Origin of the sequence: Streptomyces sp. NPDC021100 (assembly GCF_044333095.1) — a bacterium.
Classification (GTDB): Bacteria; Actinomycetota; Actinomycetes; order Streptomycetales; family Streptomycetaceae; genus Streptomyces.
The window spans coordinates 406,291-426,086 of sequence record NZ_JBIRQH010000002.1 but is presented as its reverse complement, the minus strand read 5'-3'; the positions used below and the strand labels follow the sequence as shown (position 1 = coordinate 426,086).

19 protein-coding genes are annotated in these 19,796 nt (G+C 74.3%); 8 read left to right on the top strand and 11 right to left on the bottom strand.

Annotated features, from left to right (window positions below; genetic code table 11):
• Positions 1 to 66: 66 nt before the first annotated feature.
• Together ACH4PU_RS05550 and ACH4PU_RS05545 are read left to right on the top strand one after the other, a co-directional pair.
• Positions 67 to 990: an NAD-dependent epimerase/dehydratase family protein gene (locus ACH4PU_RS05550; protein WP_398266421.1), complete on the top strand. Its 924-nt coding sequence runs from the start codon at positions 67 to 69 to the stop codon at positions 988 to 990.
• A 1-nt stretch (position 991) separates the two neighbouring features.
• Positions 992 to 1,879 (top strand): aldo/keto reductase, encoded by an 888-nt coding sequence (locus tag ACH4PU_RS05545; protein ID WP_398266418.1) that lies wholly within the window; start codon positions 992 to 994, stop codon positions 1,877 to 1,879.
• A 52-nt stretch (positions 1,880 to 1,931) separates the two neighbouring features.
• On the opposite strand, the gene ACH4PU_RS05540 is transcribed toward ACH4PU_RS05545, so the two are convergent.
• A complete protein-coding gene (locus ACH4PU_RS05540; protein WP_398266415.1) occupies positions 1,932 to 2,342 on the bottom strand; it encodes a winged helix-turn-helix transcriptional regulator in 411 nt (136 codons plus the stop codon).
• Between the two features lie 99 nt (positions 2,343 to 2,441).
• On the opposite strand from ACH4PU_RS05540, the gene ACH4PU_RS05535 reads away from it, so the two are divergent.
• Positions 2,442 to 3,299, top strand: a complete 858-nt coding sequence (locus tag ACH4PU_RS05535; protein ID WP_398266412.1) for an alpha/beta fold hydrolase — start codon at positions 2,442 to 2,444, stop codon at positions 3,297 to 3,299.
• A 373-nt stretch (positions 3,300 to 3,672) separates the two neighbouring features.
• Here the strand turns inward: ACH4PU_RS05535 and ACH4PU_RS05530 are convergent, their stop codons facing one another.
• The 3 genes from ACH4PU_RS05530 to ACH4PU_RS05520 form a co-directional block, all read right to left on the bottom strand.
• A complete protein-coding gene (locus ACH4PU_RS05530) occupies positions 3,673 to 4,164 on the bottom strand; it encodes a hypothetical protein (protein WP_398266409.1) in 492 nt (163 codons plus the stop codon).
• 618 nt (positions 4,165 to 4,782) lie between these two features.
• Entirely contained in the window at positions 4,783 to 5,712 is a 930-nt protein-coding gene (locus tag ACH4PU_RS05525; protein WP_398266406.1) for an anti-sigma factor RsbA family regulatory protein, read from the bottom strand.
• Positions 5,709 to 6,068 (bottom strand): hypothetical protein, encoded by a 360-nt coding sequence (locus ACH4PU_RS05520; protein ID WP_398266403.1) that lies wholly within the window; start codon positions 6,066 to 6,068, stop codon positions 5,709 to 5,711. The genes ACH4PU_RS05525 and ACH4PU_RS05520 overlap by 4 nt, the downstream gene beginning before the upstream one ends.
• A 225-nt stretch (positions 6,069 to 6,293) precedes the next feature.
• On the opposite strand from ACH4PU_RS05520, the gene ACH4PU_RS05515 reads away from it, so the two are divergent.
• Positions 6,294 to 6,974 (top strand): adenosylcobinamide amidohydrolase, encoded by a 681-nt coding sequence (locus tag ACH4PU_RS05515; RefSeq protein ID WP_398266400.1) that lies wholly within the window; start codon positions 6,294 to 6,296, stop codon positions 6,972 to 6,974.
• Between the two features lie 620 nt (positions 6,975 to 7,594).
• Here ACH4PU_RS05515 and ACH4PU_RS05510 read toward each other — a convergent pair.
• From ACH4PU_RS05510 to ACH4PU_RS05500, 3 genes are all read right to left on the bottom strand, one after another.
• Positions 7,595 to 7,987 (bottom strand): nuclear transport factor 2 family protein, encoded by a 393-nt coding sequence (locus ACH4PU_RS05510; RefSeq protein WP_398266397.1) that lies wholly within the window; start codon positions 7,985 to 7,987, stop codon positions 7,595 to 7,597.
• 133 nt (positions 7,988 to 8,120) lie between these two features.
• Complete coding sequence (locus tag ACH4PU_RS05505) at positions 8,121 to 9,083, bottom strand: hypothetical protein (RefSeq protein WP_398266394.1); 963 nt, start codon at positions 9,081 to 9,083, stop codon at positions 8,121 to 8,123.
• A 145-nt stretch (positions 9,084 to 9,228) separates the two neighbouring features.
• Positions 9,229 to 10,728: an FAD/NAD(P)-binding protein gene (locus ACH4PU_RS05500; protein ID WP_398266391.1), complete on the bottom strand. Its 1,500-nt coding sequence runs from the start codon at positions 10,726 to 10,728 to the stop codon at positions 9,229 to 9,231.
• A gap of 119 nt (positions 10,729 to 10,847) precedes the next feature.
• On the opposite strand from ACH4PU_RS05500, the gene ACH4PU_RS05495 reads away from it, so the two are divergent.
• The gene (locus tag ACH4PU_RS05495; protein ID WP_398266388.1) at positions 10,848 to 11,831 is read left to right on the top strand and encodes an NAD-dependent epimerase/dehydratase family protein; all 984 of its coding nucleotides are present in this window, start codon (positions 10,848 to 10,850) and stop codon (positions 11,829 to 11,831) included.
• A gap of 534 nt (positions 11,832 to 12,365) precedes the next feature.
• On the opposite strand, the gene ACH4PU_RS05490 is transcribed toward ACH4PU_RS05495, so the two are convergent.
• Positions 12,366 to 12,704 carry a transposase gene (locus tag ACH4PU_RS05490; RefSeq protein ID WP_398266386.1) on the bottom strand — a complete coding sequence of 113 codons (339 nt, stop codon included), beginning with the start codon at positions 12,702 to 12,704 and terminating at the stop codon, positions 12,366 to 12,368.
• A 138-nt stretch (positions 12,705 to 12,842) separates the two neighbouring features.
• Between ACH4PU_RS05490 and ACH4PU_RS05485 the strand changes: the two genes are divergently transcribed.
• The 3 genes from ACH4PU_RS05485 to ACH4PU_RS05475 all read left to right on the top strand — a co-directional run bounded on the left by ACH4PU_RS05485 (position 12,843) and on the right by ACH4PU_RS05475 (position 16,369).
• Positions 12,843 to 13,712, top strand: a complete 870-nt coding sequence (locus ACH4PU_RS05485; protein WP_398266383.1) for an SDR family oxidoreductase — start codon at positions 12,843 to 12,845, stop codon at positions 13,710 to 13,712.
• A gap of 499 nt (positions 13,713 to 14,211) precedes the next feature.
• Entirely contained in the window at positions 14,212 to 14,874 is a 663-nt protein-coding gene (locus tag ACH4PU_RS05480; protein WP_398266380.1) for a PadR family transcriptional regulator, read from the top strand.
• Positions 14,867 to 16,369 carry an FAD-dependent monooxygenase gene (locus ACH4PU_RS05475; protein ID WP_398266377.1) on the top strand — a complete coding sequence of 501 codons (1,503 nt, stop codon included), beginning with the start codon at positions 14,867 to 14,869 and terminating at the stop codon, positions 16,367 to 16,369. Before ACH4PU_RS05480 ends, ACH4PU_RS05475 begins: the two co-directional genes overlap by 8 nt.
• A gap of 494 nt (positions 16,370 to 16,863) precedes the next feature.
• Here ACH4PU_RS05475 and ACH4PU_RS05470 read toward each other — a convergent pair whose 3' ends face one another.
• The 3 genes from ACH4PU_RS05470 to ACH4PU_RS05460 all read right to left on the bottom strand — a co-directional run bounded on the left by ACH4PU_RS05470 (position 16,864) and on the right by ACH4PU_RS05460 (position 19,754).
• A complete protein-coding gene (locus ACH4PU_RS05470; RefSeq protein ID WP_398266374.1) occupies positions 16,864 to 17,562 on the bottom strand; it encodes a DUF4232 domain-containing protein in 699 nt (232 codons plus the stop codon).
• A 198-nt stretch (positions 17,563 to 17,760) separates the two neighbouring features.
• The gene (locus ACH4PU_RS05465; RefSeq protein WP_398266371.1) at positions 17,761 to 18,237 is read right to left on the bottom strand and encodes a MarR family winged helix-turn-helix transcriptional regulator; all 477 of its coding nucleotides are present in this window, start codon (positions 18,235 to 18,237) and stop codon (positions 17,761 to 17,763) included.
• Between the two features lie 59 nt (positions 18,238 to 18,296).
• A complete protein-coding gene (locus ACH4PU_RS05460) occupies positions 18,297 to 19,754 on the bottom strand; it encodes an MFS transporter (RefSeq protein ID WP_398266368.1) in 1,458 nt (485 codons plus the stop codon).
• Between the last annotated feature and the right edge of the window lie 42 nt (positions 19,755 to 19,796).

The following is a 19,796-nucleotide window of genomic DNA, read 5'->3' as shown; positions in this document are numbered from 1 at the left end:
GAAAACGGGCGGGGAACGGGCGGGGAATCCGCCCCGGACCGGCCCCGGAACGGGAGGACTTCGGCCATGCCACACGACGGTGTACCGCGAGACGTCTGCGTCATCGGCGGGAATCGCTATTTCGGAAAACGGCTGATTTCCCGGCTGCTCGACGCGGGCGCTTCGGTCACCGTCGTGAACCGCGGCTCCGCCGCACCCCCGCCCGGCGCCGCCCACGTCATCGCCGACCGCGACGACGAGGCGGCCCTGCGGACGGCCCTCGGCGACCGCACCTTCGACGTCGTCCTCGACCAGGTCTGCTACACGCCCGTCCAGGCGGACATCGCCCGCCGCGTCTTCACCGGCCGCACCCGGCGCTATGTGATGACCTCGACGATCGAGGTGTACGACGGTGTGGCCGACGCCTCGGACCTCCTGCCGGAGACCGCCTTCGACGCCGCCTCCCGGCCGGTGGACCGCGCCCCGGCGGAGCCGTGGAGCTACGGCGAGGGCAAGCGCCAGGCCGAGGCCGTGTTCGCGGCCGACCCCGCCTTCCCGTCCGTCGCCGTGCGCACGGCCCATGTGCTGGGCGGCGCCGACGACTTCACCGGACGCCTCGCGCACTACGCCGACCGCATCCGGACGGGCGCCCCGATCGCCGTCCCGCCGGCCGTCCATCCGTCGACGTTCATTCACGTCGACGAAATAGCGGACTTCCTTTTCTGGACGGCCGGACAGGAATTCACCGGACCCGTGAACGCCTGCTCGCACGGGCTCGTCGACGCCGCCGAGCTGTGCCGGCTGCTCGCCGAACGCATTCCCGGCGGGCGCGCGGTCCTGAAGGCCGCGCCCGAGGGCCCGTACTCGCCCTTCGCCTTCGACCGCTTCTACGCCATGGACAACTCCCGGGCCACCGCGCTCGGATTCGCTTTCCGCGACACCGCCGCATGGCTGCCCGACGTCGTCGCCGCGGCCGCCACCGCACCCCACGCCATCCAGGGAGACCACTGACATGCGCCACCGCCCACTCGGCGACGTCCGCGTCGGAGCGATCGGCTACGGGGCGATGCCCCTGTCCATCGAGGGCCGCCCCGACGAGGCCCGTGCCGTCGCCACCGTGCACGCCGCGCTCGACGCCGGCATCACCCTGATCGACACGGCCGACTCCTATCACACCCCCGACGGCGAACCCGGCCACAACGAACTGCTCATCGCCCGTGCCCTCGCCACGTACGGCGGCGACCGCGACGCCGTCCTCGTCGCCACCAAGGGCGGCCGGGGCCGCACCCCCGACGGCGGCTGGACGGTCGACGGCGACCCGCGCCGCCTCAAGCGCGTCTGCGAGGAGTCGCTGCGCCGCCTCGGCACCGAGGCGATCGGCCTCTACCAGCTCCACAAGCCCGACCCTGACGTGCCGTTCGCCGACTCCCTCGGCGCCCTCCGCGAGCTCCTCGACGCGGGCACCGTCCGCCTCGCCGGCATCTCCAACGTCGACACGGCACAGATCCGGCTGGCCCGCGACATCCTGGGCGACCGGCTGGTCTCCGTACAGAACCGCTACTCGCCCGCCGTCCGGGACAGCGCGCCGGAACTGCGCCTCTGCGCCGACCTGGGCATCGCCTTCCTCCCGTGGAGCCCTCTCGGCGGCATCTCCCGCAGCTCCCTCGACGGCACCTCCGGCGTCGCCGCGGACGACGCCCACGCCGCCTTCCACACCGTCGCCGCCGAACGCGGCGTCAGCCCCCAACGGGTCTGCCTCGCCTGGCTGCTGGCCGCCTCCCCGACGGTCGTCCCCATCCCCGGCGCCACCCGCCCGCAGACCGTCCGCGACTCGGCGGCGGCGGCCGACCTCGTCCTGACGGAGGAGGAACTGGCGCGGCTGGGCGCGCACGGGGTGTGACCGCTCCGGGGGCCGGCGCGGTGCCCGGGACGCAGCGCGGAACCGGCCCGCCTCACCCCTCGTCGGCCTCCCGGGCGGCCGCCTCGTTGGCGCGGTCGATCTCGGCCATGTGCTCCTCCGCCCAGGTCCGCAGCCCCGCGAGCGCGACTTCCAGGGACAGCCCGAGTCCGGTGAGCCGGTAGAAGACCCGCGGCGGCACAGCCGGTTCGACCCGGCGTGACACCAGGCCGTCGCGGGTCAGGTTCCGCAGCGTCACGGACAGCATCTTCTGCGAGACGCCGGGCATCCGGCGTCTCAGGTCCGCGAAGCGCACCTCGTCCGGCGCCGCGTCGGCGAGCGTCTTGACGGCCATGGACGTCCACTTCGTACCGATGCGGTCGAGCAACCGCCGCGTCGGGCACTGCGGATCGAACAGATCGCCGCGCCCCCCGCGACCGGCGGCCCGGGCTCCCCGGGTGGTCACCTGGAGCTCACCACCTTCCCTGAAAGTGCCGTCTAGGAAGCGGCCGAGCGGTTACCTATCGTTCTCTGGTCACCAATCGTAACCGCACAGGGAGCCGTCATGCCCGCCACCACCGCACACCACCTGCGCCGCGTCACGACGAACGGCGTCCGGCTCAACGTCGCGATCGCCGGGGACGGACCCGCGGTCCTCCTGCTGCACGGCTTCCCGCACACCTGGCGGGTCTGGAGCGGCATCATGGACCGACTGGCCGGGCACTACCGGGTCATCGCCCCCGACCTGCGAGGCTTCGGCGCCAGTGCGCGTGCCGTCGACGGGTACGACGCGGGTACCCTCGCCGCCGACGCCGAAGGGCTGCTCGACGCGCTCGGCGAGCCCTCGGCGGCGGTGGTCGGCATCGACGCGGGCACCGCCCCCGCCGTCCTGCTCGCGCTGCGCCGGCCCGACCTCGTCCGGCGCCTGGTCGTGATGGAGGCCCTGCTCGGCCGCCTGCCCGGAGCGGAGCACGTCGCCGCGGGCGGTGTCCCGTGGTGGTTCGGCTTCCACGCCGTTCCCGGCCTCGCCGAGACCGTCCTGACGGGCAACGAGGCCCCGTACATCGACTGGTTCCTCGACTCGGGAACGCTCGGGCGCGGAGTCCCCGACGACATCCGGACGGCCTTCGTCCACGCGTACACCGGGGCCGAGGCCCTGCGCTGTGCGTTCTCCTACTACCGGGCCCTGCCCACCAGCGCGCGGCAGATCGAGGACGCCGTCGCGACGGCCCGGCTGACCATGCCCACCATGGCCGTCGGCTCCCACCCCGTCGGCACCGGGCTCGAACGCCAACTCCGGCCCTTCGCCGACGACCTCGTCGGACACCACCTCCGGGACTGCGGGCACATCATCCCCCTCGACCGCCCCGACGCGTTGTCCGCGCTTCTCGCCCCCTTCCTCTCCGCCGACCTGCCCATGTGACCGAGCCCAGGTGACCGAGGCGGGACCGAAGGACCGGCCACCGGATCGATCGCCCGTGGCTCTCAGTGTCTGTGAGCTCGTGATCACTTCACTCGCCTCCCGCAGGTGCCACCTGCGGGAGGAGTAGTCCACCGTTGACGCCGTTGGTTGCCGACATCGCCGTTCCTCCGCACTGGCGGAACGGAAGCCGAGCACCGGCCCGGGCACCATCAACGGCGACCGGGCTTCGTCCTTTCAGAGGAGCGTCGTGACCAGTGACCCGATCGACCAGCGTACGGACACCGGCCTCGACCGCGACCTGAAGGCAGTCGGCGAGGCCCTGGACCGTTCCGACGCCGAAGCGGCGTTCAAGGAGCGCTCGCAGACGCCTGGTTCACCGATCGCGGTTCACGCTCTCGCAGGAGGCGGTGATCCAAGTATTGGACCTGCCGTTTCCCCCCGGCGGGTTGTCGATCCGCTTGAGGCCAGGGCGTACACAGGTATAGCGGTGGGCGACGGCGCCTTGGTAGTCCCGCAACTCGATGGTGATGAACGCCGGCTTCCAGAACATCCCGTTCCCCTTGAGCCACTGGTCAACATCGTCCTGAGGAGGGTTGAGTCCCCGGAGGAAGCTGATTTCATGGTCCCTGCCAGAGACCTGCTGAACCCACTCCGCGGGGCGACCGGCGACGTTGACAAAGAAATTGTGCGCGGTCAGTGCGTCACCGGGGAGGAGGCCGCCGTCGTCGAGGGCCGAGGGGGCCGAGGCCGTCTGCTGGGGGGCCGCGTCGGCGGGGCTCACGGCGAGACCGCATGCTGCGGCAGCGATCGCCATGGCGGCAGTCGCCTTGCCGAGGCGGCGGAGTGCGGTGCTGTGATGCGACATGGTGCTCCATTCCGATCATGAGCCTGGGAAATGTCATCCCATCCCCGGAGAGCGGCGATTGTCACCATAGGGGCCGGAATTTGGCTTGATCCGCTCGAAAGCGAGTACTGATCACGGCCGTACCCGCGCCAAGCCGACCCCGCCGAAGCGGACTCATGTGGAACGTCCCGTTGGGTGCAATGACCTGGGCCCTCCAGAGGCTGTCACATTCCGGGTCACGCGATCGTGTCTCACGTACTCGTCCTCTGAAGAACCGCGTGGGGGAGCGGGCCCGGCCGTGGTGGCCGGGCCCGCATCCGTGCCGGAGGCTGCGGTGGCAGAGGCGGGTGTGCCGGGGGTGCGGAACGTTCCGCCCGGGCCCGCCATGGGCTTGGTGACCATCCATGGGAGCGGCCTGGAACATCAGATCCGTGTGGCCGGGGCCAGCCTGGGCTGCCACCCCCACGAGGCGCGCGCCAAGCTGCCCCCACCGGGCTCCCGACCGGCCCGCCCGCGGCCGCCGGCGAACCTGCCTGGTCCATGGCCGTCGACGACGGTCACCAACCGCGGCGTCAACACGGCGTTGCCCGGCGGGGGCGGCTGTCCGCAGGAACGGCCGGCCCGGCTCTCACTGGTGCCTCACAGACCGAGGTAGAACCGCACGGTGGTGCCGTCGTCACCGGTGTACAGCCGCACGAGGTCCGACACGTAGTGGACCAGCATCAGCCCCCGCCCACCGAGCTGCCCGGGCTCCGGCGGCCTGCGGCCGGCGAGGGGATCGGTCAGCCGTCCGGCGTCGCGGACCTCGCACACGACCTGTCCCGCCTCGGACCAGACCGCCAGTGTTCCCCGGCCGCCGCCGTGGATCACGCTGTTGGTCGTCAGCTCGGCGACGGCCAGCTCCGCGTCCATCAGCCGCTGGCCCGCCAGCCCCCACCGCGCCGCCTCGGCGACGGCGAACGTCCGGACGGCGGACAGCTCCTCGGCACCGAAGGAGAAGACCGCGGCGTGCGGCACGGCCGGCAGTTCCTCGTTGTACCGGGCGACGACCGCCTCCCAGTCGTAGGCGGCGCTGACCCGGGTACGGCCGCCGGTGATGACGGTGGGGTGGGTGACCCGCGCGTCGGCCAGGACGTCCTCGTCCAGCCGCGCCTCGTCGTAGGGACACAGGATCGTCACCGCCCTGCCCGCGAACGCGGCGTTGATCAACGCCTCGTGCTGCGCGCACGCCGGGTACTCCACCGCGCTGCGTCCCGCCCAGATCGGCTCGCCGATGATCCGCACCCGTCCGGTGGGGTGGGCGTCGGCGAATCCCCGCAGCACGCGCGGGATGATCCGGCCGGGGTTGCGCCCGGCCTCGGTCATGTCCAGGAACAGCAGGCCCTCGCCGTCCGCCCCCAGTCCCGTCCTGATCAGTTCCAGGTTGGGGCCGGGGACGGCGACCGCCACCGGTTCACCCGCGGCCAGTCCCTCACGCACGAAGGAGAGCGTCTGCTCGGTGTACTCCTCCTCCGTGCGGTAGAACAGCGCCGGGTGCTCGAACGCCTCATCGACGGCCGCCGTGCTCATCGCGGTACCACCTCGATCCGCCGCAGTCCCGGCCAGAACATCTCCAGCACCCGTGGCACGTGGGGTGGCGGGTGCTCCACCACGATCCTTCCGGCGGGCAGGCGCAGGGCCGTGACCGCGAGCGCCGTCACCCCGCCCACGTCGAGGAACTCCGCCCCTGACAGCTCCACATACGACACGTCGCCGTGCCGCCGGGCCAGCTCGGTCAGGGCCGCCTCCCAGGACGGGCGGGTGACCACGCTGATCTCGCCTCTGGCGCGAATACCGGGGCGGCCGGGCAACGGGCCCACCTCCAATGCGGCCCGCACGGGCCCCGCCGGGCCACCGGGCCCGCCCACCGCGTGTGGGGTTTCCACCCTCGGTCTCCTTACGACGTCCGCCGGCCGCCTGCCGTCCCCCGGCCCCGACACGGCGCGGGCGAAGGGGAAGGTCCCCTCACCCAGGGAGTCTATGCAGCGGCCCACCGGACGGAACGGCCGCCCCGGAACCGGACGGGGAACGACCGCGGGCCGGCCGACGGAAATGGGGTGCGGACCCCGGCATACGATCGCCTGATTCCGTCCGAAAAGGAGTGCCTTCCGGTGAACGCCGTCGTCCCCTCACCCCGCACCGTCGGCGGCCTGCTGCCGGTGGAATGCCTGTCCCGCGTAGAGGACGGTGAGCGGCTGCACGCCCTGCTGTGGCGGGCGGGTCCCGGGTGGCGGATGGTCAGCAGCGCGGTGCTCGGCGGCGGCATCGGCGAACGGTCCTGGGTCCTCAACTCCCAGGTGCCGCACGGCTACCGGCGCACCGACCCGGACCGGCACCTCGCCGCCCTGGCCACCGGGGCGGGCGTGCGCGGGCCGGGCGTGGGTCTGCTCACGGCCGCGGACGTCCGGGCCCACGGCCACGCGCGCGACGGCGGGGCCGAGGCAGTCGTCACCGCGGGGCTCGGAGTGCGTGGCTGGGCCGCCTCACCCGCCGACGGCACGGCCGCGGCCCCCCGGCCCGGCACCATCAACATCGTCCTCGCCGTCCCGGCCCCGCTGACCGACGCGGCACTGGTCAACGCCGTGGCCACGGCCACCGAGGCCAAGGTGCAGGCCCTGCTCGACGCCGGCTTCGACTGCTCCGGCACCCCCACCGACGCGGTCTGCGTCGCCGCGCACGCTCCGCGCCCCGGCGAGGAGCCCCACGCCTTCGCCGGCCCCCGCTCCCTGTGGGGCTCCCGCCTCGCCCGAGCCGTCCACACCGCCGTCCGGGACGCGGCCGGGGCGCACTGACACCGGGCCATTGCCCATGTCCGCCCTCGCTGCTGGTGGTGCCGGGGCGTCCGTCGGACCACCCCCGCACGTGCGGGGAAGACACTTCCTGACCTGCAGCTTCTCACACGCCCCACCCCGATTTCCTTCACATGCTGCTCGCGGTCCGAGTAGGGCCGGCGCGCCGGTCTCTGGGCCGAGCGTCAGGCGACCGCAGCCGCCCGTCGAGGAGGAGACGCCGCGCGTGCCTCGAAAGCACAGCTCCCTGTCCCTGCTCGTTGGGGGCCGGGGTGCCGCCCTGACTCGTCGATTGCTGCTCGGGCCCATCGCTGATGGTCCTGGCCGGGAGCGTTCCTGGACTCCGCGGCCTGGTCGCGCGAGGCGGCAAGCCCGTCGCGGGTCTGGTGGGGAGACAGGTCGGTCGCGCGGACGAGCTGGCGTTCCGCAGCCGCCGCTCCGCCCGCCACTGCCGTGAACGACACGCCGACGAGCAGAACACCGCCTCCGGTCGGACCCCCGGCCGCAGCCGTTCGCCACGCACCCGGCAGACCCTCTCCCCGGCCCGCCCCGCGTTCTCCGGCACGGGCCCAGCGTAGGCCGCCTACCCGCCCCGGGCCGGGGATGGAAAACAGCCACTCACCTCACATCACGGCATCGGTGCGCAGCGGGCCGGCGGTGATGTGGACGGTGCGGATCCGCCCGCCGTCGTCAAGGCGGTACAGGTGCATGAACGGAGCCCGTACGACGGTTCCCGGGTCGGTCTTCTTCGCCATGGTGGCCTCCCCTCGCAGGAACAGGACGCCGTCGGGAGCCTCCCAGCACTCCAGGACGGTGTGATCGATGTGCAAGGGTCCGTCGATCGTGACGAAGAACGCTTTGATGGCCTCGGCGCCCACCACGTGGGCAGTGCCGAAGAACATCTCGGTGTCGTCGGTCATCCGCGCGAAGCCCGCGCCGAAATCGAGGGCGTCGATCTCGCGCAGGAGTTGTCCGACCCATCGCGGCACCGGGACGGGGGCGGCGGGCTGCGTCATCGTTCTTCTCCTTCCTCCGAACCCTCCGATCCTCTCGCACCGCCGGATGAGGCGGCGGTGCGGGTCGCGAGGAAGGCGTCGTTCACCGTGCGTCTCGGCACCCGCCGGCCGCACCCCGTCCGCGTGCCGCGTCTCAGCGGCGCAGATCCTCCCACGTCACCACTGGACTCCCCGCCCGCAGGCCGAAGTCCAGGGCCGGGTCCCGGACGGGCCACTTGAGGCGAAGCCAGCCGGGTACGGTGGCGAGGATGCCGTCGTCGCCGGCCAGGTGCCAGAAGGTGTTGGAGTCGCGCCGGGCGAAGTACGGGCAGAACAGGGAGACGACCAGGGTGACGCGGCGGCCCCGCGTCACGGGTGTCACCGCGTGGAAGATGCGGCTGCCGTGGAGGAAGAGCGCCGCGCCGCGGGCCCCGCAGTCCGCCTCGCGGATGCGCGGATCGTCGGCGGCCACGTCGTCGAACTCGCCGGTGCGGCCCTGGAAGTAGGTGAACCGGCCGCCCTCGTAGTCGGCGCCGTCGCTGAGCTGGATCGTGAAGACGTAGTCCATGCCGTCCCGGTGCCACCGGACGATCTCCGGACGGCCGCGGCCCTCGAAGTAGTTGATCTGCGCGGTCGGCAGCCGCAGCGGGTGCGGGATCAGCGGGACGCCGGCGATCCGTGAGCAGGCGAGCAGGAAACCGCGGTCGCGGATCATGTTGTGGAGGAACGGCGACACGAGGTCGGCGCCGCGCAGCCGGCGGGTGGCGATGAACCGGCTGGAGCCGGCGGCCGGTTCCAGCCGGTCGCACACCTCGGCGAGCCGGTCCAGCCCCTCCGCCGTGAGGACGCGGAACGGGCCGACGAGCGCGGTGTCGTCCACCGTGTCGCCGTGGCGGGCGAGTTCGCGGCTCGCGTAGCCGAACTCCTGGAGCGTGACGCGCGGCCCGTCCGTGTCCGGGACGACGAACTCGCCGCGCCAGCGCGGCTCCCCGGGCATCCCCGGTGGCCGGCGCGGTCGGCGGGCGCGGACCGCGTGGAAGAACTGGTCGACACCCGTCGCCGTCCGGGGAAGGTTGAGAACGCCGTCCTCGCCGCGCCGTGTCCGGACCATCGCCATGAGTCATCCCTCCCGACGGACAGCGCCCCGGCGCGTCGACGGCCCGCCGCTCGGAACGTTTCGTTCCGGCGGGCCGGGCGCCGGCCGCGGCCAGTATCCACCGGCCGGGGGCCCGGCGGGCAAGGACGCGATCCCGCCACCCCGTTCAGCCGCGGGCCGCCACCTGCCCGGCGACCCACCGGGCCTGCCGGGTCACCGTCCGCAGGTGGTTGGCGAACGGGATGCGGACGTGTGTGCCGGTCCCGGCCAGCCAGACGCGCTCCGGCGGTGCGCCGGGGGCCCGGCGCACCCGCAGGTCCGCCTCCAAGCGGTCGACGACGTTGCCGACGGGGTCGCCGGGGGCGAGGAGGAGCTCCGTACCGTCCGCCCGCCAGCTCACCTCCGGCGGCTGGAAGCCGGTCGCGTTGACGACGTGGTCGTAGGTCTCGGGCGGGCCGGAGCCCGGCGCGGACACTCGCCACACCCCGTCCGCGAAGGCGACGGATTCCGGGTATGAGGGGGCCACCCGCAGCGCGCCCGACGCGCAATGCTCCAGCAGGCGGCGGGCGTTGACGACCGTGAGTGCGGTCAGGTAGCGGCCGGTGAACCAGTCGAAGCGCCGCATCAGCGATAGCGTACGCTCGGCCGGCAGGCCGTCGGCGAAGGCGGTCAGCGCCTCGATCACGGCCACCGCCACCCCGGGCCACAGGCACACCCCCGCCTCGGCCAGCGCCGTCTCCTCCGCCAGGCGCCGGACGGGATCGGCGGCCAGGGACGTCTGCGCGCGCAGCGGGCGGTCGCCCAGCAGCCGGACGGCCTCCACCACGCAGCGCGTCAACCGCCGCTCCAGCAGCGGGTCGTCCGGGTCCAGCCGGGCCATCCGCTCCAGCGGCGGGAAGTCCCGGGGCGGGGCGTGCAGCGAGAGCCGTACCGCGGGCAGGGACCCGGACGGCGAGGTCAGCGTGGTCCGGTGGCCGTCCCGGCACAGCAGCAGCGCGGCGTCCACCGCGGACTGCCGCGAACCGAGCACGAGGACGCGCCGCCGCCCGGTACCGAGCGCGGCGCGCAGCCGGGCGGAGGGGTACGGGCTGTCCACGTAGCGGGAGTGACCGGTGAACGCGGCGAACCCCCGTGGCACGCGCGGCCGGTGCACCCCGGTGGCCAGGACGACGTCGTCGGCCACGAGCTCCGCACCGTCGTCCAGCCGCAGCCGGGGAGGGCCGCCGGTGAGCCCCACGGACAGGGCACGGCACGGGATATGACGTACCGTCACACCCGCTCGCTCGGCCGTGTCCCGGGCGTCCGCCCAGCGGTCCGCGCAGTACGCGGCCATGGCGGCGCGGGGCACGCAGGTGTCGTGGGCGCCCGTCCAGCCCCGGGCGCGGAGGTGGGCGACGAAGTCGTCCGGCCGGTCGGGCAGCAGGGAATTGACGTCCGCGGCGCTGTTGCACATCAGCAGGGGGTCGTCGTCCCCGAAGGCGAGTCCCCAGCCGGGCGGCGACGGGTCCACCACCAGCACCGATCCGACGGGCCTGCCGCCCGCGCGCGGCAGGGCCGCCACCAGATGAGCGAACACGCTCGTCCCGGCGGCCCCCGCCCCCACGATCGCCACCGTGCGGCCGTCGCCGTCGCCGTCGCCGCCGCTGGCGTCGTCCCGTCGCGTCACGTCCGTACCCGCCTTCCCGCGAGCGTCCCCGCCCGCCCTCCGGAATCCGACACTCCCCGGATTACGCCCAGAGCATGCGGGGGTTCCGCCCGGCCCCCGGCACGGGCAGGGTCACGATCATGAGACTGCTGATACTCGGAGGAACGGAATTCGTCGGCCGCGCCCTGACGGACGAGGCCCTGGCCCGCGGCTGGGAGGTGACGGTCTTCCACCGCGGCCGGCACCCGGCGCCGCCCGGTGCGACGGTGCTGCACGGCGACCGCCGGGCGGAGGGCGGCCTGGCGGCGCTGGAGCGCGGCGCGTGGGACCTGGTCGCCGACACCTGGTCGGGCGCGCCCTCGGCGGTCCGCGACACCGCCCGGCTGCTGGCCGGCCGGGCCGAGGGCTACGCCTACATCTCCAGCCGCTCCGTCCACCGGCACCCCTGCCCGGCCGGCCTCGCGGAGGACGGCCCGCTGGTGGACGGCTCCCCGGACGCCGGCGAGGTCCCGTACCCGGAGGCCAAACGCGGCGGGGAACTGGCGGCGTGCGGCGCCTTCGGCGACCGGGCGCTGCTGGCCAGGGCCGGGCTGGTCCTCGGCCCGGGGGAGAACATCGGCCGGCTGCCCTGGTGGCTGCTGCGCGTCGCGCGCGGCGGCCGCGTCCTGGCCCCCGGCCCGGCCGCGTCGCCGATCCAGTACATCGACGCCCGTGATCTGGCGGCCTGGACCCTGGACGCCGCCGCGCGCGGCCTCGGCGGCCCCTACAACCTCGTCAGCCCACCCGGCCACACCACCATGGGCGAACTCCTGGAAACCTGCGTCCGCGTCACCGGCTCCGACGCCGAACTGTGCTGGACGGACCCCGAACCGATCCTCGCGGCAGGGGTCGCCCCCTGGACCGACCTGCCGATCTGGCTGCCGCCGGGCGAGGACCACACCACGATCTTCGCGGCCGGGGTCGGCAAGGCCCTGGCCGCCGGACTGCGCTGCCGGCCCGTCGAGGAGACCGTCGCCGACACCTGGACCTGGCTGGAGTCCCTGGGCGGCGTACCGCCGCTGCGCCCGGACCGCCCGCCGGTCGGCCTGGACCCGGAGACGGAGGCGAAGCTGCTGGGGGACTGAACTCCCGTCCCGCGCCGTCGCGCCCTGCCCGGGGCCCGACGACTCCGCGGGTGTCCTTCCTCGCCGTCGTCGCTCCCCGGTCCGGCCCAAGAGCACGCCGAGGCGTGAACCGCCGGAGCCGCCGGAGGCATCGCGGCGGGCATCGGCTCGGGGGAGGTGGGGCGGGCCGGGCGGCGGGGTCCGTGGGGCGCGGCGGTCGACGTCGGCGAGACGCTCCCGGGCGGGAGGCCGCGACCGTGGCGGGACGGTGCGTGGCGGTGGGTGCGGGAGTGGTGAGCGCGGGAACGGTGGCAACCGCCGTAGGAACGGCCGTCGTTGCCGCCACCGTGGTGGTCGCTGATGCGATGAAGCGTGTCACGGCGGGAAGCTGCTCCTCGGCCGGTGCGCGGCGCGGTGCGGGACGTCGCGGCGCACGATGTGCCAGGTGTGCAGCCGGCCGGCCAGCCAGTGCGGGAGGCCGGTGCGGTTGCCGGCCCCCCGCTCCGACGGGCGCGGGCAGGCGGCAGCGGTGCCATGTCTCGGATGGTGAATTTCTCAGGGGTACACGCGGCGCGCCGCGCACTCGTGGACCGCCCTGGTCCAGGCGGCGAGGGCCGGCGTGCGGGACGTCGTCTCGCTCAGGTTCCGCCACAGGTCCGCGCTGCTCCAGCGGGTGAACCAGCGGTGGGCCGTGGGCACGCTGACCCCGAACGAGGACGGGAGCTGCTGCCACGCGCAGCCGCTGGTGACCACGTAGACGACGGCGACCATGACCCTGCGCGCGTCGGCCGGGGCCCTGCCACCGCCCTGGGGCCTCGGCGGCATGTCCGGCAGGAGCGGACGCGCCGCTTCCCACATCTCGTCGGGGACCAGGCGCTGAGCGAGTGCCTCCATTCGCGTGATCGTACGCACTCGTGACGGCCCTGCGCCGATCCGCCAAACGAGACATGGGCTCATGTGCGCGGGCGAGCCCCGCGGACCTATCGTCGGCCGCCCGCCGACGACTTGGGCACCAGCCAAGGAGGAGAACCCATGACCATTCTCGTGACCGGCGCGACCGGAAAGGTCGGCCGCGTCCTGGTCGACCGGCTGCTGGAGGCCGGACGGCGCGTACGGGCCCTGACCAGGAAGCCGGAAGAAGCCCGGCTGCCCGCTGCCGTCGAGGTGGCGGCGGGCAGCCTCACCGAGCTCGCGGGAGTCGCCGCGGCGCTCGACGGGGTGGACGCCGTTTACTACATGTCCGGGATGCTCGACCCGCGGCACGCGGTACGGCAGGCCCGCGCCTTCGTGGAACTCGCCACGCACGCCGGGGTCAGGCGGATCGTCGACCTGTCCGGCCTCGCCGTGACCGTGCGCCGGCGGGGCAGCTACGAGACGCTGCGCGACGTCGAGGAGGTCATCGAAGCCTCCGGCCTGCCGTGGACGCATGTGCGGCCCGGCGAGTTCGCCGGCAACAAGCTGGACATGTGGGGCCCGTCGATCCGCGCGGAGAACACGGTGCGCAGCGCGTTCCCCGCCGCGCTCGGCGTCCCCGTCCACGAGGCGGACATCGCCGAAGTGGCCGCCGCCGCGCTCCTTTCGGACGGCCACGCCGGGCGCGCGTACTCGCTCAGCGGGCCCCAGCGCCTCACACAGCGGGAACAAGCCGCGGCCATCGAGCGGGGGTTGGGCAGACCGCTGCGTTTCGAGACGGTGACGTACGGCCAGGCCCGCGCCGCGTACATCGAGGCCGGAATGGCGTGGGACATCGCCGAGTACCTGCTCGGATACCAGGCCGAGTACGCGCAGGAGCCGCCCGAGGTCCGGCCCGACGTCGAACGGGTCCTGGGCAGGCCGGGCCGCACGCTGGCCCAGTGGGCCGCGGATCACGCGTCCGACCTTGCCGAGGACCCCATGCGGTAGGAGTGGTAGGAGCAGGAGGGAGGGGGAAGCGGCCGGCGCGGTCACGGCCTGACCCGGAGGCGATGTGCCGTCCCCCCGCCGGCCCTTCGCCGGCAGGCCCCTCCGGCCGCGGCGGCGACCGCCGGGCGCCGGCCGCCCCGCCGGTCGAGTCATCCCGTGCATGCGGAGACGGCCGACCGCATCGCGGACGCGTCCACTTAAGGGCCGCCGGGGAGGCGGAGCAGCCCGGCCATGGTTTCGGCGTGCGATGCGGCGACGGCGACGGCGACGGTCCGGGCGGCGCCGGCCCCTTGCCGCCGGCGGAATGCATCCCGGACACGGTCCCCTGCGCGCGCCGGGTCGACGGCGGGCCGCGCGCCGCTCTCGCTCCCGCTCCCGCCTCGCGAACATGCGGCGTCTCCTCCCCGACGGCGCTCGACCGTACCGCGCCGACCGGCTATGCTCGGATCCGAGCATTTGGATCCGAGCAAACGGCATGCCGTGAGAAGCGTGGAGTGAGATGCCCGTCGAAAATCCTGCAGACGAACCGGCCGCGCACACCCCGGCCACGGACACAACCGCCGCAGGCGGACGACCCGCCGGCAAGAGACCCGCCAACCCCCTGGCCCTCGCCGTCCTGGGCCTCCTGCTGGAACAGCCCCTGCACCCGCACGCGATGGCCGCCACCCTGCGCGAGCGCCAGCTCGACCTGACCTTCAAGCTCACCACCGGATCCCTCTACGACACCGTCCGGGCGCTGGCCCGCGACGGCTGGATCGAGGAGGACGGCACCGAGCGGGTGGGCGGCCGCCCCGCGCGCACCGTCTACCGCCACACCCCCGAGGGCCGCACCCGCTTCACCGCCTGGCTCGACGAACTGATCCGCGAACCCGCCCGCGAATTCCCCAAATTCGTGTCCGCCCTCAGCTACCTCGGTGCCCTGGGCCCCCGGCGCGCCGCGGAGGCGCTGCGCGAACGGGCCGCGGCCCTGGAGGCCCGCGTGGCGGCCGACGCGGACGCGTACCGGGCGGCACGGGAAGAGCACCGGGCGCCCCGGCTGTTCGTCATCGAGGCCGAGTACGCCCGCGCGATGGCCGAGGCGGAGCTGCGCTGGGTGCGGGAAACCGCTGACGAGATCGAGCGCGGCGCACTGCCGTGGCCGGGGGAGGACACCGATGCCTGACACTCACACCCACTCGGACGTCCTCGTCGCCGGCGCCGGCCCCGCCGGGCTCATGCTGGCCTGCGAACTCGGCCTGGCCGGCGTCCGGACGACGGTCCTCGAACGGAACCCCGCCCCGCCCGGCTTCTGCCGCGGCTTCAACCTCAACGCCCGCAGCCTCGACCTGCTGGACCACCGCGGCCTGGCGGACCGCTTCCTCGCCGAGGGCCCGACCCTGCCGGCCACGGCGTTCGTCGGGACGGCCGCCCTCGACCTGGCCGCCATGCGCGCCCGCCACCCGTACATCCTGGGCATCCCTCAGACCCGCGTCGAGGAACTGCTGGCCGAGCGGGCCGTGGAACTCGGCGTACGCCTCCTCCGCGGCCACCGGCTCACCGGGTTCGAGGAGGACGACGAGGGGGTCACCGCGGACGTCACGACCCCCGACGGTCCGCTCCGACTGCGCTGCCACTGGCTCGCCGGCTGCGACGGCGGACGCAGCACGGTCCGGAAGGCGGCCGGAATCGCCTTCCCCGGCACCCCTGCCCGCCGCTTCGCCCTGCTCGGTGACGTCGTCCTGGCCGACCCGGGGGCGCTGCCCTTCGGCACGACGGCCGGACCCGGCGGCGGATCCGTGTTCACCATCCCGCGCCCCGGCTACGTCCGTCTGGTGACGGCCGAGCCGGACCCGCCGGAGGACCGCGACGAGCCGGTGACGCACGCCCGCTTCCAGGAGGTACTGGACCGGGCGCTGGGCCGGCACGTCGAGATCGCCGAGGTCCGCTGGCTCACCCGGTTCGGCGACGCCGCACGGCTGGCCGAACGCCTGCGCGCCGGACGGGTGTTGCTCGTGGGTGACGCCGCGCACATCCATCCGCCGGCCGGGGCGGTCGGCGTCAACGCGGCGATCGACGACGCGATGAACCTCGGCTGGAAGCTCGCGCTCGTGGCTCGCGACCTGGCCCCCGAAAGCCTGTTGGACAGCTACCACACCGAACGTCACGCGGCCGGCACCCGCTTGCTGCGCGACACCCGAGCGCAGGCGCTGATCGCCGCCGAAGGGGAGCGGCTGGCGCCCCTGCGCGACCTCCTGGGCGAACTGGCCACGGCGGAGGGCACCGCGGGCCACGTCGCCGAGACGGTCACCGGGGTCAATACCCGCTACCCGGCCCACGATGCGCACGGCCACCCATGGGAGGGCCGGATGCTCCCCGCCGGCGAACTCCTCCCGCCGGCCGCCCGAAGCGGCGGCGGAGTGCTGCTGCTGGACGACGCCGCGCCGGCCGAGGCACCGGCCGCCGTCCGCGAGGCCGCCGCGCCCTGGGCCGGCCGGGTCACGGTCGCCACCGTCCCCTCCGGCCGGCTGCCCGGCACGTACGCGGTCCTGGTCCGCCCGGACGGCCACGTCGGCTGGGTGGCCGGGCCGGGCACGGGGCCGGAAGCGGCCGGGGACGCGGTCCGGTCCGCCTTGGAGCGGTGGTTCGGCCCGCCGGCTCGCCTCCCCGCCGCTCGCTGAACTCGCCGCCCGCCGACGTTTGTTCACGGTGCCGACCGTTCCCTCGGAGAAGGGGGGCGTTGGCATCGGCGGGCAGGGACGAGGGGTGACGGCGGCTCGTGCCGGCACCGCCGGAGCCCGCCGCCCTGTGGAGCAGGAACGATTCTCACGAACCAGTCCCACGGGCTCTTCCGGGTGAAGAAGGGCGACGAGGTCTCCGTCCGGCTCACCGCATGGCGCACCGCGTAGAAACGGCGGGTGGGGAGTGTGCCCACGGCCGCCGACGCCACGACGCCACCGTGCTCCACCGCGAGTCCGGCCGGACCACACCGGACGGCGACGCCGAAACCGTTTTCCGCGCCCAGGCTGACGGAGCGACCGAGGCCGTCGCCCGGAGACGGAGTGCGCCGCCCCTCGTGAAAGGCCATGCCTGCTCGCGGGCGGTGACCCAGTGACGGGTCACCGCCCGAGTGCGGGAGCAGGCAGGAGCGCGGGGCCGCGAAGGGGCCCGCGGATCAGCCGCCCTGGCCCGCGCTCCCGATCGGGCCCACCTTCACCGCCGAGCCGCCCTCGGTGACGGGCAGCGTGGCACCGCCCGGCCAGCGGAGGGTGACCGTGTGCGTCTCGCCGGGCGGGGTCACCAGCAGGCCGGTGACGCGGACGCCGGAGCCGCCCGACTTGTTGACCGGGTAGGAGATGCCGAAGGCCACCGACTGCCCGTTCTTGAGGACGACCCGCGGGGCCTGCTCACCCGTGCGCCGTGCGGACAGCGACCCGGCGGTGGTCTTCAGGTCGACGCCCGCGTACCCGGTGACGGTGCAGTCGTGGCCGCCGTGGTTCTTGAACTCCACCGCGACGGTGCCGTCGGGGTCACCGTCGATGGTGTGGTCCTGCGCCGTGACCGTCAGGTCGGCGGTGCGGCACTTGGCGGTCTTGCCGTTCTCGTGGGAGCCGGCTCCGGCGGCCGTGCCCTTCTCGCCGGAGCCCTTCCCACCGGAGCCGCCGGAACCCTTGCCCGAGGAGTCCTTCCCGCCGCTCTGCTCCGAACCGCCCTGGTCCGAGCCCCCCGACCCCGTACCGCCTCCCTTGGCGGACGACGCGGAGGAGGCGGACGACGGGTCGCTCTGGGCCTTGCCGTCGTCATTCTGACAGGCCGTCAGCGAGAGGCTCGCGGCGACGGCCAGGGCGGCGAAGGTGAGCTTGTGAACACGCATCGTTTCTGCCTCAATCGATCGGGGACGCCGGTCGCTCGGGACGAGTCGGGACGAGTCGGTACGAGCGAGCGTTTCTGATCACCAGGATGCGCCCGATCCGGTGAATCGTTCCGCCCGATCGTTCCCTAGTACATGTCTGTTACATGAGTACATGTCTGTTACAGGGCCGGCCGGGTCTCCTGACACCCCGACAGCTTCCTAATCGCCGTCCGTCAGTCGCTCCAGCAGGCCGATCGCCTCCACCACGACCGCCCGTTCCCTCGCGTCGAAGCGCTCCTCCAGGGCCCGTGCGATCCACCCCTCGCGCACCTCGCGTGCCTCGCCGAGCCGCCGCAGGCCTTCCGGGCTGAGGGAGATGACGATCTGTCGCCGGTCGCTGGGGTGCGGCGTTCGCTCGATCAGGCCCGCTTCCTCCAGGCCGGCCAGCGTGGTGCCCATGGACTGCGGCCGGACGCCCTCGGCGCGGGCCAGCTCCACCGTGGTGGCCGGGCCCCGGCGGTCCAGCCGGCTGAGGACGGCGGACTGGGAGAGGGTCAGGTCCGTACGTTCCCCCGCCGCGCGCAGTCGGCGGGCCAACTGCCCGGTGAGGACGCGGATCCGGGACGCCGTCTCGTGCAGCTCGGAGAGCTCGGGGGCGCCGGCCGGAACGGGGGACTGCTGGTCGTGGGCCTTCACCGGGCCAGCGTACCCGGAGTGCCCGGAGCGTCGGTCCGGGTCCGCCGGGCCCCGGCCGGTCAGCGGCCCCGCCCGCGCAGGGCCCGGTCGCACAGCGTGGCCGGCAGCAGCAGCGCACCGAGGACGGAGAGGACGACGGCCGCCGTGTGCAGCCCGCCGGTCGTCGCGCGGTCGCCGTAGACCAGGCCGATCACGCTGGTGGACGCGACCGCGCCGACGTACTGGGCGGTGCGGAACAGCCCGGCGGCCGTGCCCGTCCCCCCGGCCGGCGCCTGCGCGTACAGCGCGGTCTGGTTTCCCACCGCGTTCAGCCCGTTGGGCAGCCCGAACACGACGCCGACCAGCACCAGCACGGCCATCGGCGTCCCCGGCCCGGTGAACGCCAGCGCCGCCGAGGCCGCCACCATCGCGACCGTGCCGACGAGCAGCGGCCCTCGTGCGGTCGCCCGGCGCGCGCCCGCCCACGAGCACAGCGCCGCCACCGCACACATCGGCAGCATGATCACCCCGGTGAGGGTGGCGGAGTACCCGCGCACCTCCTCCAGCCACTGGGTGTAGCCGTACAGCACGCAGTAGACGACGAGGAACGACGCCCCGTAGCGGACGTAGGTGCGGACCAGCGGCCGGTTCGCCGCCAGCATGCGCAGGTCCAGGAACGGGTGCCGGGCCGCCCGGAGTTCCCAGGCCGCCAGCGCGCCCGCGGCGATGCCGCCGACGGCGAGTAGCGGCCACCGCGGGTGGGTGAGGTCGGTGAGGAAGAACATCAGCGGCAGCAGGGTGCCGGCGAACAGCAGAACACCCGCGGGGTCCAGTTCCGACCACGCGCCGCGCGCCCTTCCCGCGCGCGGCCGGGGCTCGTCCCGGGGCAGCCAGGCCAGGGCGAGGGCCAGGCCGGCCAGCGCGAGCGGGATGTTCACCGCGAAGACCGCCCGCCAGCCGGCCAGCCCGGTGAGCAGCCCGCCCAGCGCCGGGCCGAGTGCCGCGCTGGCGAGGGCGGCGATGGTCAGCGCGCCGAGGGCGCCGGAGGGCGGCCCACCGGGCGCCCGCGCCGACCGTCGACGGATCATCGCCATGGCCGCCGGGTACGCCGCCGACGTGCCCACGCCCGTCAGCACCCGGACGGCGACCAGCTCCCCCAGGGAGCCCGCCACCAGCCCGGCCACCCCCGACAGCCCGACGAGCACCAGCCCCGCCAGGTAGACCCGCCGCGCGCCGAGGTGGTCGGCGACCCGGCCCATCACCGGCTGGGCGACCGCGCTCGCCAGGTAGAGCCCCGCGACCAGCCACACCGTGGCGGCCGGGCCGGCTCCGAAGCTCCGGCCGATGGGGACGAGCGCCGTCGAGATCATGCTGGAGTTGACCGGGTTGAGCATCGAGCCGACCGTCACCGCCGCGACGAACCGGCCGCCGAGCGCCGGGGGCGCGGCCTCCGCGCCGTTGCCCCGTTCCGGTGGCCGGACGGGCCTCCCGGTGTCCCCGCCGGATGTGCGTATGGCGGACCGCACGGCGAATCGCATGGCGAACCTCCCTCCATCCCGGCGCGCGGTGGCGCGCACCGA